Origin of the sequence: Leclercia sp. M50 (genome assembly GCF_037150775.1) — a bacterium.
In the GTDB taxonomy this organism is placed as follows: Bacteria; Pseudomonadota; Gammaproteobacteria; order Enterobacterales; family Enterobacteriaceae; genus Enterobacter.
Map to the genome: position 1 here is coordinate 1 of NZ_JBBCPK010000099.1, position 15,317 is coordinate 15,317.

Sequence of the window (15,317 nt, forward strand, 5' to 3'; positions counted from 1 at the left end):
CTGGAAAAAATGGTAGATAAGTCTGACGAGTGGATCGTCACACGTACAGGTATCCGCGAACGTCGTATTGCCGCGCCAGATGAAACAGTTTCCACCATGGGCTATGAAGCCGCCCAGCGCGCGCTGGAAATGGCGGGTGTCGATAAAGACGACATCGGTCTGATTATCGTTGCGACCACTTCCGCCACGCATGCCTTCCCAAGCGCTGCGTGCCAGGTGCAAAACATGCTGGGCATTAAAGGCTGCCCGGCGTTTGACGTTGCCGCTGCCTGCGCAGGCTTTACCTATGCGCTGAGCATTGCCGATCAATATGTAAAATCTGGCGCAGTGAAATATGCGCTGGTCATCGGCGCGGATGTTCTGGCTCGCACCTGCGATCCAAACGATCGCGGGACGATCATTATTTTTGGTGATGGTGCGGGGGCTGTCCTGTTAGGACAATCTGAAGAGCCGGGCATCATCTCAACGCATCTGCATGCTGACGGTCGCTACGGCGAACTGTTAACGCTGCCAAATGCGGATCGTGTCAACCCGGACAGCGCCATCTACCTGACTATGGCAGGTAACGAAGTCTTCAAAGTGGCAGTGACCGAACTGGCACACATCGTTGACGAGACGCTGGAAGCCAATAATCTGGAGCGTTCCGCTCTTGACTGGCTGGTGCCGCATCAGGCTAACCTGCGCATTATCAGCGCCACAGCCAAGAAACTCGGCATGTCGATGGATAACGTTGTGGTGACGCTGGATCGTCATGGCAATACGTCTGCAGCATCAGTACCGTGCGCGTTTGACGAAGCGGTGCGCGATGGACGAATTCAACGGGGCCAACTGGTCTTGCTCGAGGCCTTCGGTGGCGGTTTCACCTGGGGTTCTGCGCTGGTTCGTTTCTAGAAAGGATAAAAAAAATGACGCAATTTGCTTTTGTATTCCCCGGCCAGGGTTCCCAGGCCGTGGGAATGTTATCTGGATTGGCGGAGCAGTTTCCGGTAATCGAAGAGACTTTTCGTGAAGCTTCTGATGCGCTGGGCTACGACCTTTGGGCGCTGACCCAGCAAGGGCCAGCCGAAGAGCTGAATAAAACCTGGCAGACGCAGCCTGCGTTGCTGACCGCATCGGTCGCACTGTGGCGCGTATGGCAGCAGCAGGGTGGCAAAACGCCAGCGCTGTTGGCTGGTCACAGCCTGGGTGAGTATTCTGCGCTGGTTTGTGCGGGTGTGATTGCGTTTGCGGATGCTGTGCGTCTGGTTGAAATGCGCGGCAAATTCATGCAGGAAGCGGTGCCGGAAGGCACGGGCGGCATGTCAGCCATTATTGGTCTGGATGATGCTTCTATCGCAAAAGCGTGTGAAGAATCCGCAGAAGGCCAGGTCGTTTCACCGGTGAACTTCAACTCCCCGGGCCAGGTGGTTATCGCCGGCCATAAAGAGGCGGTTGAGCGTGCAGGCGCAGCCTGTAAAGCCGCGGGCGCCAAACGTGCGCTGCCGCTGCCGGTGAGCGTACCGTCCCACTGCGCGCTGATGAAGCCTGCTGCAGACAAGCTGGCCGTTGAGCTGGAAAAAATCACCTTCAGCGCACCGACTATTCCGGTGGTCAATAACGTTGATGTGCAATGTGAAACCGCGCCTGAGGCCATCCGCCACGCGCTGGTTCGCCAGCTCTACAGCCCGGTTCAGTGGACGAAAACCGTTGAATTTATGGCAGCGCAGGGCGTAGAGCATCTGTATGAAGTGGGCCCGGGTAAGGTCCTCACCGGTCTGACTAAACGTATTGTTGATACCCTGACTGCATCGGCGATTAACGAGCCTGAAGCACTGTCAGCGGCACTTGCGCAGTAAGAAGAGGAATACCATGAGTTTTGAAGGAAAAATCGCACTGGTCACCGGCGCAAGCCGTGGTATTGGTCGTGCTATCGCTGAAACCCTCGTCGCGCGTGGCGCGACAGTGATCGGCACCGCTACCAGCGAAAATGGCGCGCAGGCTATTAGTGACTATCTGGGTGCGAACGGTAAAGGTCTGATGTTGAATGTGACCGATCCGGCATCTATCGAATCTGTTCTGGGAAATATTCGCGCAGAATTTGGCGAAGTGGATATTCTGGTCAATAATGCCGGAATCACTCGTGACAACTTACTGATGCGAATGAAAGATGATGAGTGGAACGATATTATCGAAACCAACCTGTCATCTGTGTTCCGTCTGTCAAAAGCGGTAATGCGAGCTATGATGAAGAAGCGTCATGGGCGTATTATCACTGTCGGTTCTGTGGTTGGTACCATGGGAAATGCTGGTCAGGCAAACTACGCTGCGGCGAAAGCAGGCCTGATCGGTTTCAGTAAGTCGCTGGCGCGTGAAGTTGCGTCACGCGGAATTACTGTAAACGTTGTTGCTCCGGGCTTTATTGAAACGGACATGACGCGTGCGCTGACCGATGAGCAGCGTGCGGGTACGCTGGCGGCAGTTCCAGCGGGTCGTTTAGGCGACCCTAAAGAAATCGCCAGCGCGGTTGCATTTTTAGCCTCTGACGAAGCGAGTTACATCACTGGTGAGACTCTCCACGTCAACGGCGGAATGTACATGGTTTAATCACGATCGAAAATATTTGCGTTATTGGGGGCATTGGCCTCAAAATAACGTAAAATCGTGGTAAGACCTGCCGGGATTTAGTTGCAAATTTTTCAACATTTTATACACTACGAAAACCATCGCGAAAGCGAGTTTTGATAGGAAATTTAAGAGTATGAGCACTATCGAAGAACGCGTTAAGAAAATTATCGGCGAACAGCTGGGCGTTAAGCAGGAAGAAGTGACCAACAATGCTTCTTTCGTTGAAGACCTGGGCGCAGATTCTCTTGACACCGTTGAGCTGGTAATGGCTCTGGAAGAAGAGTTTGATACTGAGATTCCGGACGAAGAAGCTGAGAAAATCACCACCGTTCAGGCTGCCATTGATTACATCAACGGTCACCAGGCGTAAGTGAACATCTCCAGGCGGTCATTCGACCGCCTGAGTTTTTTCTTTTGTAGTCCCTCGTTTTTCTTTTTTTATCCCTCCCTGGAGGACAAGCGTGTCTAAGCGTCGTGTAGTTGTGACCGGACTTGGCATGTTATCTCCTGTCGGCAATACCGTAGAGTCCACCTGGAAAGCTCTCCTTGCCGGTCAGAGTGGCATTAGCCTAATCGACCATTTCGATACTAGCGCCTATGCAACGAAATTTGCTGGCTTAGTAAAGGATTTTAACTGTGAAGAGATCATCTCGCGCAAAGAACAGCGCAAGATGGATGCCTTCATTCAATATGGAATTGTCGCTGGCGTTCAGGCCATGCAGGATTCTGGCCTTGAAATTACGGAAGAGAACGCAACCCGTATTGGCGCCGCTATTGGCTCCGGGATTGGCGGCCTTGGCTTAATTGAGGAAAACCATAGCTCTTTAGTCAATGGTGGCCCACGTAAAATTAGCCCGTTCTTCGTTCCGTCAACGATTGTTAACATGGTGGCAGGTCACCTGACCATCATGTATGGCCTGCGCGGTCCAAGCATTTCGATTGCAACTGCCTGTACGTCTGGTGTGCACAACATCGGCCAGGCGGCGCGTATGATTGCCTATGGCGATGCTGACGCGATGGTTGCTGGTGGGGCAGAAAAAGCCAGCACCCCATTGGGTGTGGGCGGTTTCGGTGCAGCGCGTGCGCTGTCTACCCGCAACGATAATCCTCAGGCGGCGAGCCGTCCGTGGGATAAAGACCGTGATGGTTTTGTGCTGGGTGACGGTGCCGGTATGGTCGTACTTGAAGAGTATGAGCATGCGAAGAAACGCGGCGCGAAAATTTATGCAGAAGTCGTTGGCTTCGGCATGAGCAGCGATGCCTATCACATGACCTCTCCGCCGGAGAATGGCGCAGGTGCTGCGCTGGCCATGGTTAACGCTATCCGTGATGCGGGTATCGAGCCGGGTCAGATTGGCTATGTGAACGCGCACGGTACTTCAACGCCTGCGGGCGATATCGCTGAAGCGCAGGCCGTTAAGTCTGTGTTTGGCGATGCAGCCCGCCGCGTCATGGTCAGCTCCACCAAATCCATGACCGGTCACCTGCTGGGTGCGGCGGGTGCAGTAGAGTCTATCTACTCCATCCTTGCGCTGCGCGACCAGGCTGTTCCGCCAACCATCAACCTGGATAATCCAGATGAAGGTTGCGATCTGGACTTCGTTCCGCACGAAGCGCGTCAGGTCAGCGGTATGGAGTACACCCTGTGTAACTCCTTCGGCTTTGGCGGCACCAACGGCTCTCTGATCTTTAAAAAGGTCTGACGCTAACCAGTCGTTAGTGCAGTAAAAAAAGGTCCGCTTGTCGGGCCTTTTTTATTCGGTTTTCTTCCCTTGTCCAGAGCCATCCTTCCTGCCAGACTATTCGACCATCTTAAAGGAGCCACCATGTTCTTGATAAATGGTATAAAGCAGGCACAGCTTCCGGCGAGTGACCGGGCGATTCAGTTTGGTGACGGCTGCTTCACGACGGCCCGCATTGTCGAAGGCAGGGTCTGTTTGCTTGAGGCACATCTGCAACGATTGCGGACGGCCTGTGAAAAACTGTTCATTCCCTTTGTCCAGTGGGCAGCGTTAGAAAATGAAATGACAGGCCAGGCGCAGGGCGTCGATCGGGGCGTATTAAAAGTCATTATTACCCGGGGAAGCGGCGGAAGAGGATACAGCGCGTCTGGCTGCCTGGATCCGGCTCGCATTCTGTCGGTATCAGCCTGGCCTGCCCATTACGATCGCTGGCGCAAGGAAGGCATTACCCTGGCATTAAGCCCGGTGAGGCTGGGACGTAATCCGCAGCTTGCGGGGATAAAACACCTCAACCGGCTTGAGCAAGTGCTGATTCGCTCCCATCTTGAACAGACCGACGCCGATGAAGCGCTGGTTCTTGACAGCGAAGGGTTCATTACGGAATGCTGTGCGGCGAATTTATTCTGGCGGCAGGGTAAGGATGTGTTTACCCCCTGTCTGGATCAGGCTGGCGTTAACGGCCTGATGCGGCAGTTTTGTCTGCGGCAACTGGCGCACTCCGGATTTCGCGTGGTCGAAGTGCAGGCGCGCGAGGCTGCGCTGATCGATGCTGACGAGATCGTCGTATGCAATGCGCTGATGCCTGTTGTGCCGGTGCGCCAGTATGGTTCTCACCATTTTACATCGCGTGAGTTGTACTCGTTTTTAGCCCCTCTGTGTGAGCAAACCAGATAGTCATGAAGAAAATGTTGCGCTTTATTCTCCTCGTCGTTGTCGTGCTGGGCATTGCCGCTGGCGTGGGGATGTGGAAAGTTCGCCAGCTGGCGGAGAGCAAAATCCTGATCGCCGACGAGACGGTATTTACCCTGAAACCCGGTACCGGACGGCTGGCGCTGGGTGAGCAGCTGTACGGCGACAAGATCATTAACCGCCCGCGGGTATTCCAGTGGTTATTACGCGTGCAGCCGGAGCTGTCGCATTTTAAAGCCGGTACGTACCGCTTTACGCCAGGAATGACTGTGAAGGAGATGCTGGAGCTGCTTGAAAGCGGTAAAGAGGCGCAGTTCCCGCTGCGTTTTGTCGAAGGGATGCGTCTTAGCGACTACCTGAAGCAGCTGCGCGATGCGCCCTACATCAAGCATACGTTGCCGGACGACAGCTATGCCGCCGTCGCCGAGGCCCTGAAATTTGAGCATCCTGACAGGATAGAGGGTTGGTTCTGGCCCGATACCTGGATGTACACCGCGGGCACCACCGATGTAGCACTCTTGCAGCGTGCGCATAAAAAGATGGTTGCAGCCGTGGATAAAGCCTGGGAAGGGCGGATGGAAAACCTGCCGTATAAAGATCAGAACCAGTTCGTGACCATGGCCTCTATCGTCGAGAAAGAGACGGCAGTCGCCAGCGAACGCGATCAGGTGGCCTCTGTGTTTATCAATCGTCTGCGTATCGGTATGCGGCTGCAGACTGACCCTACGGTGATTTACGGGATGGGTGAGAACTACAAGGGCAACATTTCGCGTAAAGATCTCGAAACCCCAACGGATTATAATACCTATGTCATTAGCGGATTACCCCCGGGGCCGATCGCCACGCCGGGTCAGGCATCGCTGAATGCCGCCGCGCATCCGGCCAAAACGCCGTATCTCTATTTCGTCGCTGACGGAAAGGGTGGACATACTTTTAACACCAATCTTGCCGGTCATAATCGTTCGGTCCAGGACTATCTGAAGGCACTTAAGGAAAAAAATGCGCAGTAACTACATCGTCATTGAGGGGCTGGAAGGCGCCGGGAAAACCACCGCACGCGATACGGTCGTCGAGACGCTAAAACAATGCGGCATCGAAGAGATGATCTTCACCCGCGAACCGGGCGGCACACAGCTGGCGGAAAAACTGCGTAGTCTGGTGCTGGACATTAAATCGGTCGGCGATGAAGTCATTACGGATAAAGCCGAAGTCATGATGTTCTACGCCGCGCGTGTCCAGCTGGTCGAAACCGTCATCAAACCTGCGCTGGCGCGTGGGTGCTGGGTCATCGGCGACCGCCACGATCTCTCCACCCAGGCTTACCAGGGCGGTGGCCGCGGCATTGACCAGACGATGCTCGCCACGCTGCGCGATGCGGTGCTGGGGGATTTCCGCCCGAACCTGACGCTCTATCTCGACGTGACGCCAGAAGTGGGCCTGAAGCGCGCCCGCGCCCGTGGCGAACTGGATCGTATTGAGCAGGAGTCGCTGGACTTCTTCAACCGTACCCGCGCCCGCTATCTTGAGCTGGCCGCGCAGGACAGCACCATCCGCACCATCGACGCCACCCAGCCACTGGAAGCGGTGATGGACGCCATTCGTAAAACGGTCACCGACTGGCTGAAGGAACAACAGGCATGAAATGGTATCCATGGTTGCGCCCGCACTTAGAACAGCTGGTGAACAGCTATCAGTCCGGTCGGGGGCATCATGCGTTACTGATCCAGTCGCTGCCGGGAATGGGCGATGATGCGCTGATCTACGCCATCAGCCGTTTTCTGATGTGCCAGCAACCCCAGGGGCATAAAAGCTGTGGCCAGTGCCGCGGCTGTCAGTTGATGCAGGCGCAGACGCACCCGGATTATTACGCGCTTGAGCCAGAGAAGGGCAAGACCACGCTGGGGATTGATGCGGTTCGCGCGGTCAGCGAGAAGCTCTACGAGCGCGCGCGGCTTGGCGGGGCGAAAGTGGTCTGGGTCAAGGATGCCGCCCAGCTGACCGAAGCGGCGGCCAACGCGCTGTTAAAAACCCTGGAGGAGCCGCCGGAAAATACCTGGTTCCTGATGGCCTGCCGTGAGCCCGGACGGTTGCTGGCGACTCTCCGAAGCCGCTGTCGCTTGCATCATCTCAACGTGCCGCAGGAGGCGTGGGCTATCAGCTGGCTTGCGCGAGAAGTGACAACGTCACAAGAAGCGGCACTGAGCGCGCTGCGTCTGTGCGGCGGCGCGCCTGCAGCCGCGCTGGCGCAGTTGCAGCCCAACGTCTGGGGACAACGCGAACAGCTTTGCCAGGCGCTTGGGGCTGTACCTGACAGTGGTGACTGGATGAGCCTGCTGCCGGTGCTCAATCATGAACAGGCGCCAGATCGTCTGCACTGGCTAGCGGCATTGTTGCTGGATGCCCTTAAAATTCAGCAGGGGGCGACCTTGATCAGCAATGCCGATGCCTGGCAGCTGGTAAACAGCCTCGCCCGGCGCCTGCCAGGTGTGGCATTACGGGCTATCCTTCATGACGTATGCCAGTGTCGCGAACAATTACTCAGCGTAACGGGGCTGAATCGGGAGCTTGTGCTGACCGACCTGTTACTCACTATCGAGCATTACCTGCAACCGGGCACAACGCTGCCTGTATCCCATCTCTGAGAGAGACATTATGTTTTTAGTCGACTCACACTGCCATCTTGATGGCCTGGATTATCAATCCCTGCATAAAAACGTCGATGACGTGCTGGAAAAAGCCGCAGCCCGCGATGTGAAATTTTGTCTGGCGGTCGCCACGACGTTACCGGGCTACCGCACCATGCGTGAGCTGGTGGGCGTGCGCGACAATGTCGTTTTCTCCTGCGGCGTGCATCCGCTGAACCAGGATGAGGCCTATGATGTCGAGGATTTACGCCGTCTGGCGGCGGAAGAGGGCGTCGTCGCGATGGGTGAAACCGGGCTGGACTATTTTTACACTCCGGAAACGAAAGCCCGTCAGCAGGAATCATTCCGCGATCATATCCGTATTGGCCGGGAGCTGAACAAGCCAGTGATTGTCCACACCCGCGATGCCCGTGCCGATACGCTGGCGATCCTGTCAGAAGAAAAGGTGACGGATTGTGGTGGCGTACTACACTGTTTCACTGAAGACAGAGAAACAGCGGGCAAACTGCTGGATTTGGGTTTTTATATCTCGTTTTCCGGGATCGTGACGTTCCGTAACGCAGAGCAGCTTCGCGACGCTGCGCGATACGTCCCGCTCGATCGCCTGCTGGTGGAGACAGATTCCCCTTATCTGGCACCGGTACCGCACCGCGGTAAAGAGAACCAACCCGCGATGGTACGGGATGTGGCCGAGTATATGGCCGTTTTGAAAGGCGTCGATGTTGAAGAACTGGCACGCATTACCACTCATAACTTCGCCAGTCTGTTTCACATTGACCCCTCCCGCCTGCAATCAGTATGATTCGTCAGTTTTTTTTGGGCTCGTAATTAATAGCTAAAGCGAGTAAAGTTCACCGCCCAAACAGGGGCGGTGAATGCGTTTCTGGTAACATTTAGACATCTATTTTGTAAAAATCTGAAAGTTTTTCAGGTAACGAACGCTGAAACGTGATAGCCGTCAAACAAAGATCCGCAGATTTATTTTACTCTGCGTAATAAATAAAGGGCGCTTAGATGTCCTGTCCACGGCACGGTTCTCCCCCCGGGCCAATGCGTGAAAACGTAAAAAAAGCACAAATACTCAGGAGCACTCTCAATTATGTTTAAGAATGCATTTGCTAACCTGCAGAAGGTCGGTAAATCGCTGATGCTGCCGGTATCCGTACTGCCTATCGCAGGTATTCTGCTGGGCGTCGGTTCTGCAAACTTCAGCTGGCTGCCAGCCGTAGTTTCTCATGTGATGGCGGAAGCAGGCGGTTCTGTTTTTGCTAATATGCCACTGATCTTCGCCATCGGCGTTGCGCTTGGCTTCACCAATAACGACGGCGTATCTGCGCTGGCCTCTGTCGTTGCCTACGGCATCATGGTTAAAACCATGGCTGTGGTTGCACCTCTGGTGCTGCACTTACCACCGGAAGAGATCGCTGCTAAACACCTGGCTGACACCGGGGTTCTGGGCGGTATCATCTCGGGTGCTATTGCGGCGTATATGTTTAACCGCTTCTATCGCATCAAGCTCCCTGAGTATCTGGGCTTCTTTGCAGGTAAGCGTTTTGTTCCAATCATCTCTGGCCTGGCGGCGATCTTCACGGGTGTGATCCTCTCCTTCATCTGGCCACCGATTGGTTCCGCTATCCAGACCTTCTCTCAGTGGGCGGCTTACCAGAACCCGGTTGTGGCGTTTGGTATCTACGGCTTCATCGAGCGTTGCCTGGTGCCGTTCGGTCTGCACCACATCTGGAACGTTCCTTTCCAGATGCAGATCGGCGAATTCACCAACGCTGCGGGCCAGGTCTTCCACGGCGATATCCCACGCTACATGGCAGGCGACCCAACCGCAGGCAAACTGTCTGGCGGCTTCCTGTTCAAAATGTACGGCCTGCCGGCTGCTGCGATTGCAATCTGGCACTCTGCTAAACCAGAGAACCGTGCAAAAGTGGGCGGTATCATGATCTCCGCAGCGCTGACCTCGTTCCTGACCGGTATCACCGAGCCGATCGAGTTCTCCTTCATGTTCGTTGCGCCGATTCTGTACATTATACACGCGATTCTGGCTGGCCTGGCGTTCCCAATCTGTATCCTGCTGGGTATGCGTGACGGTACTTCCTTCTCGCACGGTCTGATCGACTTTATCGTCCTGTCCGGTAACAGCAGCAAACTGTGGCTGTTCCCAATCGTTGGTGCGGGCTACGCGGTGCTGTACTACACCATCTTCCGTGTGCTGATCAAAGCGCTGGACCTGAAAACGCCAGGTCGTGAAGATGCAACAGAAGACAGCAAAGCGGGTGCGACCAGCGAAATGGCTCCGGCACTGGTTGCAGCCTTCGGCGGTAAAGAGAACATCACTAACCTGGACGCATGTATCACTCGTCTGCGTGTTAGCGTTGCCGATGTTGCGAAAGTTGACCAGCCGGGTCTGAAAAAACTGGGCGCAGCTGGCGTAGTTGTTGCAGGTTCCGGTGTACAGGCTATCTTCGGTACTAAATCCGATAACCTGAAAACCGAAATGGATGAGTACATCCGCAGCAACTAAGTTGTGACCTGGGGAGACTAAGGCAGCCGAATGGCTGCCTTTTTTATATCTGTAGTTTGTGGCATGCCGGGTGGCGCTACGCTTACCCGGCCTACAAAGGCAACAACCGCACGAACCGTAGGCCGGGTAAGGCGTAGCCACCACCCGGCAAACAAAGGCAATAACCGCACCAACCGTAGGCCGGGTAAGGCGTAGCCACCACACGGCAAACAAAGGCAACAACCGCACCAACCGTAGGCCGGATAAGGCGTAGCCGCCACCCGGCAAACAAAGGCAACAACCGCACGAACCGTAGGCCGGGTAAGGCGCAGCCGCCACCCGGCGAACAGCGCGCACAAAAAAGGGAGCCATTTGGCTCCCTTAGACGCTGCATGCTTTATCAGAACTGATAGCTTGCGGTCAGGCTCACGTTACGCGGTTCGCCATAGACAATTTCGCCCTCAACGTTAGTGTCGTACGTCTTATCAAAGAGGTTATTCACATTACCCTGCAGGGAGAAGTTCTTTGTGACCTGATAACGGGTAAAGAGATCCACCAGCGCATAGCTGCCCTGCGATGCACGCCAGGTGCCATAAGGGGTGTCCTGATAGGTGTAGACGCTGTTTTGCCAGTTAACGCCGCCGCCAACGGTCAGCTCAGGCATCGCCGGCAGGCGGTAGCTGGTGAAGAGTTTCACCGTGGTCCGCGGCAGTTGCGGGTTTACCGCCTTGCCATCGTTATCTTCCGCCACGTAACGCGTTGCGCCAAAGGTCATCTGCCAGTTATCGGTCAGCGCGCCGTTGATTTCAAACTCCACGCCTTTACTCACGGTACCGTCTACGCTCTCGTAAGCTGTATCCGTTGATCCCTGAATCGTCCGGCCGGTGCTTTGGCCCAGATTATCCTGCTCAATGCGGAAGACAGAGAGCGTGGTGGTCAGACGGCTGTTCATCCAGTCAGATTTCAGGCCCGCTTCGTAGTTATTCCCGGTGATCGGATCAAGATACTTGCCCGAGCTGTCGCGGTAGTTCTGCGGCTGGAAGATAGAGGTATAGCTGGCGTAGGCCGACCAGTTGTCATTGATGTCGTAGACCAGACCGGCATAAGGGGTGGTATGGTTCTTCTCCATGCCGTAGGTCAGGGTTTCAATGCTCCAGTTGGTATAACGGGCGCCAAGAATTAAATGCAGAGGATCGGCCAGGGAAATGCGCGTCGCGGCGTACAGCGATTTCATATTCGTGGTGTCATCCTGCGCCAGCGACTGCGATCCCCAGTTGGTTTCCGGGAAGTAACCGTTGTAGTCGTAGAAACTGCCGAACTCCTCCGGGTAGACGTTGGCCCACGAGTTAGTGTAGCGGTTCGTCTGACGGCTGAAGCTGCCGCCGATCATCATGGTGTGCTGGCGACCCAATAGCTCGTAGCCGCCGTCAGCGAAGAGATCCACTGCGTCTACTTTACGCTTGCCGCTGTTCCAGCCGGTGCCGCCAATGTAGCCGTAGTCCGGACCGTAGTTCACGTAAGGGCCTTCCAGCATACCGGTGCTTTTATTGACGTAAGCATCGAGATACATCGCTTTACTGTCGAATTTCGCCTCGGTATGGGTCGCATTCAGCGTGGCCTGCCAGTTGTCGGCAAAGCGCTGCTTCAGCGTGAAGAAGACCTTGTTGAACTCTTTGTCGTTGTAAGCCCAGTCAGGTGAGGTGCTGTGCGCGCGATCGTAATGTCTGACGCTGCCATCGGTGTTCCAGCGCGGCAAACCACCCCACGTCTGGTTATTGATGTCGATACGCTGGTATTCGTAGCCTGCCGACAGTGAAGTGCTGGTGGCCAGGTCCGCGTCCAAGATCCCGGAGAAGAAGGTGCGCTTCTGATTGTAGTTGTCGAGCCAGGAGTCGCTGTCCTGATAACCCGCCACAATACGCGCCCGTAGGTTGCCATCTTCCGTCAGTGGACTTTGCATGTCCATCACGTAACGTTGCTTGTTCCAGCTGCCGTACTCTGCAGACAGGTTGCCTTTAAATTCACGGCTGGTGGCATGCTTGCGCACCATATTGATGGCCGCCGACGGGTTACCCGTCCCGGTCATCAGCCCGGTGGCGCCGCGCACGACCTCGACGCGTTCAAACAGCGCCATATCTGACTGGGAATCACCCAGATTCCAGCGCGACTCAAAATAGGTTGGGATGCCATCGACCATGTAGTTGTCGATTTCGAAACCACGGGAGTAATAGTTGCTGCGATCGGAGTCAGTCGTGCTTTTGCTGATCCCCATCGTGCTGTCCATCACTTCGCCCAGGGTCTGAAGCTGCTGGTCTTCCATACGTTGTTCGCTGACGATGGTGACCGACTGCGGGATGTCACGTTGAATCATCTGCATTTTGGTGCCCACGGACGTGGCTTTTACGCTGTAGTCCTGGCTGTCATCAGCGGAGGCGTCCGACTGAGAAGAACCATCAACAATGACGGTATCTTCGGTGGAGGCGGCGAAAGCGGTGGTTGGCATCAATGCCATAGCAATGCAGGCTGCCAGCAACGAAGGTGTTGCGACAGACCGGGATTGCCCTTCCCTGGATTGAATGGTGAAAGACATCATTAAACCCTTATGAACGGTGAATGGTGTGCATCAGTCCCGTATCGACGGACTGAAATCATTTTTCTAGGTATAAATTGCGCATGAAAATGCAAATGCGAAATATACGCATTCGATTTATCACTGTAAACAGATGTTGCGGCGGTAAGTGAAATAATGTTTCAGAGCGGGTGGAGGGGAGGTGGTTACTCCGCGAGCAGATCGGGCCGCACACGCAAAGAATTCGTGGGATAAGGTTGAAAGGACAGGAGAAAGTCGCTCATACTCTTTAGTCTTGCCAGAAAATATTGCGCCTGCACCGGGCGGGTTGTTTCCGGGCTCGTCGCCAGACTAATGAATAAGGAAAACCTCATGGCTGAAGAAACCATTTTCAGTAAAATTGTCCGCCGCGAGATCCCGGCAGATATCATCTATCAGGATGAACTGGTTACCGCTTTTCGCGACATCTCCCCCCAGGCGCCTACGCACATCCTCATTATTCCTAATATTCTGATTCCGACGGTTAATGACGTGAAAACTGAGCATGAACTGGCATTAGGCCGTATGCTGACAGTAGCAGCGAAAATTGCTGAGCAGGAAGGCATTGCCGAGGACGGTTACCGTTTGATCATGAACTGCAACCGCCACGGTGGTCAGGAAGTTTATCACATTCATATGCATCTGCTGGGCGGTCGTCCGCTGGGCCCGATGCTGGCGCATAAAGGTCTTTAAGATGCAAAGAGGATGGATGGCGGCGCTGGTGATAGCGTTGGCGGGATGCAGTTCGCAACCGTCGATTCCCGTTAATGACGATCAAACGCTGGTTATGGAGTCATCGGTGCTGGCGGCAGGGATTACCGCCGATCAGCCTTCGCTGTCGGTCAGCGAAATTCAACCGTCCGCCTCCTCTGTGCTGTTCAATGAAAGAGATGCGCCAGTTACCGTACACTACCGTTTTTTCTGGTATGACGCCCGCGGCCTGGAAATGCATCCACTTGAGGCGCCGCGCAGCGTAACCATTCCGGCAAAATCGTCGGTTAAGCTATATGGCAGCGCAAATTATCTGGGTGCGCATAAGGTCAGACTTTATTTATATCTCTGAGGGGTGAATTTTGATTAAACAGATCGGTCGTTACGCGCTTGTCACGGCTTTTGCATTGTTCCTGTCGGGCTGTATTAGCCGCACTGAGCAACCACCAGCACCGGTGGAAGAGGTCAAACCGGGCGTCGAGCAGCCGGTTCAGCCAACCCAGCCGGTTCCTGTTGTTCCTACCGTGCCGAGCGTTCCCGCGCAGCCTGGTCCGATAGAGCATCAGGAAGAGCCCGCCCAGCCTGCACCGCGTGAACGTCACTACGACTGGAACGGCGCAATGCAGCCTATGGTCGGTAAGATGCTCCAGGCGCAGGGCGTTAACGCAGGCAGCGTGCTGCTGGTGGACAGCGTCAACAACCGCACTAACGGCAGCCTGAATGCTGGTGAGGCGACCGAAACGCTGCGTAATGCGCTGGCCAATAACGGCAAATTTACGCTGGTGTCTGCGCAGCAGCTTGCTGTTGCCAAGCAGCAGTTGGGCCTTTCCCCGCAGGACAGCCTGGGCTCACGCAGTAAAGCCATCGGCATTGCCCGTAACGTGGGCGCGCAGTATGTGCTTTACTCCAGCGCAACCGGCAACGTCAATTCCCCGGCGCTGCAAATGCAGCTGATGCTGGTTCAGACAGGTGAGATTATCTGGTCGGGTAAAGGTGCAGTTCAGCAACAGTAACCTGACGCGCGACACGCTGCTGTCGCGCTATTTTCCGCAGTTTCGCATCGTCGCGCCGCCGTCCCATGCCGGGTTGAGCGGCGCGAGCTGCATTATTGAGCATGCTGCGCGTCGTCTGGTGCTACGCCAGCGTCATGACGCCCTGGCAACGCCTGCTCATTTTCGCCGTCAGTACCTTGCCCTGCGCCACCTTCCCGCCGACATTGCTCCTCAGCTGCACTTTTACAGTCCGGGCTGGATAGCGGTGGACTATCTGGCGGGGGAGGTCAAAACCAGGTTGCCCGCTGCATCCGCACTGGCCGGGATGCTGTATCATCTCCATCAACAGCCCGTGTTTGGCTGGCGTATCACCCTGATGCCGCTACTGGAGCAGTACTGGCTCCAGGCCTCGCCCACCCGGCGCACGCCGCTATGGCTGCGATGGCACAAACGTCTGCAAAAACGGGGGGAGCCGCGCCCACTGCGGCTGGCACCGCTGCACATGGACGTTCATGCCGGTAATATCGTGCATACGGACGCCGGTATCCGGCTGCTGGACTGGGAGTACGCGGGTGACGGAGATGTGGCGCTGGA

The 15,317-nt window shown here is 55.4% G+C and carries 16 protein-coding genes; 15 read left to right on the forward strand and 1 reads right to left on the reverse strand.

Features of this window, described 5'->3' with window-relative positions; translation table 11 throughout:
• The 11 genes from WFM46_RS19425 to ptsG all read left to right on the forward strand — a co-directional run.
• Window positions 1-891: beta-ketoacyl-ACP synthase III (locus tag WFM46_RS19425; RefSeq protein ID WP_336998289.1), on the forward strand; the 891-nt coding region annotated here is incomplete at its 5' end.
• Window positions 892-905: 14 nt separating this feature from the next.
• Window positions 906-1,835, forward strand: a complete 930-nt coding sequence (gene fabD, locus WFM46_RS19430) for an ACP S-malonyltransferase (RefSeq protein ID WP_103823714.1) — start codon at window positions 906-908, stop codon at window positions 1,833-1,835.
• A gap of 13 nt (window positions 1,836-1,848) precedes the next feature.
• The gene (gene fabG, locus WFM46_RS19435; RefSeq protein ID WP_103179093.1) at window positions 1,849-2,583 is read left to right on the forward strand and encodes a 3-oxoacyl-ACP reductase FabG; all 735 of its coding nucleotides are present in this window, start codon (window positions 1,849-1,851) and stop codon (window positions 2,581-2,583) included.
• A gap of 154 nt (window positions 2,584-2,737) precedes the next feature.
• Entirely contained in the window at window positions 2,738-2,974 is a 237-nt protein-coding gene (gene acpP, locus WFM46_RS19440) for an acyl carrier protein (RefSeq protein ID WP_000103754.1), read from the forward strand.
• A 91-nt stretch (window positions 2,975-3,065) separates the two neighbouring features.
• Window positions 3,066-4,307 (forward strand): beta-ketoacyl-ACP synthase II, encoded by a 1,242-nt coding sequence (fabF, locus tag WFM46_RS19445; RefSeq protein ID WP_103179094.1) that lies wholly within the window; start codon window positions 3,066-3,068, stop codon window positions 4,305-4,307.
• A 123-nt stretch (window positions 4,308-4,430) separates the two neighbouring features.
• Window positions 4,431-5,240 carry an aminodeoxychorismate lyase gene (gene pabC, locus WFM46_RS19450; RefSeq protein ID WP_336998290.1) on the forward strand — a complete coding sequence of 270 codons (810 nt, stop codon included), beginning with the start codon at window positions 4,431-4,433 and terminating at the stop codon, window positions 5,238-5,240.
• A gap of 2 nt (window positions 5,241-5,242) precedes the next feature.
• Entirely contained in the window at window positions 5,243-6,265 is a 1,023-nt protein-coding gene (gene yceG, locus WFM46_RS19455; protein ID WP_103179096.1) for a cell division protein YceG, read from the forward strand.
• Window positions 6,255-6,896 (forward strand): dTMP kinase, encoded by a 642-nt coding sequence (gene tmk, locus WFM46_RS19460; protein WP_156654283.1) that lies wholly within the window; start codon window positions 6,255-6,257, stop codon window positions 6,894-6,896. The genes yceG and tmk overlap by 11 nt, the downstream gene beginning before the upstream one ends.
• Window positions 6,893-7,897, forward strand: a complete 1,005-nt coding sequence (gene holB, locus WFM46_RS19465) for a DNA polymerase III subunit delta' (RefSeq protein ID WP_336998291.1) — start codon at window positions 6,893-6,895, stop codon at window positions 7,895-7,897. The genes tmk and holB overlap by 4 nt, the downstream gene beginning before the upstream one ends.
• Window positions 7,898-7,907: 10 nt before the next feature.
• Window positions 7,908-8,702 (forward strand): metal-dependent hydrolase, encoded by a 795-nt coding sequence (locus tag WFM46_RS19470; protein ID WP_103179099.1) that lies wholly within the window; start codon window positions 7,908-7,910, stop codon window positions 8,700-8,702.
• A 297-nt stretch (window positions 8,703-8,999) separates the two neighbouring features.
• Window positions 9,000-10,433 (forward strand): PTS glucose transporter subunit IIBC, encoded by a 1,434-nt coding sequence (ptsG, locus tag WFM46_RS19475; protein WP_156654285.1) that lies wholly within the window; start codon window positions 9,000-9,002, stop codon window positions 10,431-10,433.
• Between the two features lie 379 nt (window positions 10,434-10,812).
• Here ptsG and fhuE read toward each other — a convergent pair whose 3' ends face one another.
• Complete coding sequence (gene fhuE / locus WFM46_RS19480) at window positions 10,813-13,002, reverse strand: ferric-rhodotorulic acid/ferric-coprogen receptor FhuE (RefSeq protein ID WP_336998292.1); 2,190 nt, start codon at window positions 13,000-13,002, stop codon at window positions 10,813-10,815.
• Between the two features lie 351 nt (window positions 13,003-13,353).
• Between fhuE and hinT the strand changes: the two genes are divergently transcribed.
• The 4 genes from hinT to thiK form a co-directional block, all read left to right on the forward strand.
• The gene (hinT, locus tag WFM46_RS19485; RefSeq protein WP_139156331.1) at window positions 13,354-13,713 is read left to right on the forward strand and encodes a purine nucleoside phosphoramidase; all 360 of its coding nucleotides are present in this window, start codon (window positions 13,354-13,356) and stop codon (window positions 13,711-13,713) included.
• Between the two features lies 1 nt (window position 13,714).
• Window positions 13,715-14,083 (forward strand): YcfL family protein, encoded by a 369-nt coding sequence (locus tag WFM46_RS19490; RefSeq protein WP_103179104.1) that lies wholly within the window; start codon window positions 13,715-13,717, stop codon window positions 14,081-14,083.
• Between the two features lie 10 nt (window positions 14,084-14,093).
• Complete coding sequence (gene lpoB / locus WFM46_RS19495; RefSeq protein ID WP_103179105.1) at window positions 14,094-14,744, forward strand: penicillin-binding protein activator LpoB; 651 nt, start codon at window positions 14,094-14,096, stop codon at window positions 14,742-14,744.
• The coding region (gene thiK / locus WFM46_RS19500) for a thiamine kinase (RefSeq protein WP_336998293.1) at window positions 14,725-15,317 on the forward strand (593 nt) is incomplete at its 3' end. The genes lpoB and thiK, both read left to right, overlap by 20 nt.